This window comes from Flavobacterium solisilvae (assembly GCF_012911605.1).
GTDB classification, from domain to species: domain Bacteria; phylum Bacteroidota; class Bacteroidia; order Flavobacteriales; family Flavobacteriaceae; genus Flavobacterium; species Flavobacterium solisilvae.
Genome location: NZ_JAAMPT010000110.1, coordinates 1 through 321 on the forward strand (window position 1 = coordinate 1; position 321 = coordinate 321).

At 39.6% G+C, this 321-nt stretch carries 1 pseudogene; it reads left to right on the forward strand.

What is annotated here, in order from left to right:
* Positions 1-321 (forward strand): annotated as a pseudogene (locus tag G6042_RS00515) (hypothetical protein); the annotation flags it as partial.

Below are 321 nucleotides of genomic sequence, written 5' to 3' on the forward strand. Positions count from 1 at the left end.
ATGCGATAGACTTATTTTCTTTATTAGGTTCAAACGCTCAAACAGGCGGAACTTGGTCACCAGCATTAGCTAGTGGAACAGGAATTTTAAATCCAGCGATTGATGTTTCAGCAACTTATACCTATACTGTAGCTGGAATTGCTCCGTGTGTTGATGATACTGCAACTGTTGAAGTGATAATCAATCAAGGTCCAGAAGCAGGAAATAATAATTCAATTACGGTTTGTCAAAATAGTCCACAGCAAGATTTGTTTGCACTTTTAGGTCCAAATGCTCAAACAGGTGGAACTTGGTCGCCAGCATTAGCTAGTGGAACAAGTA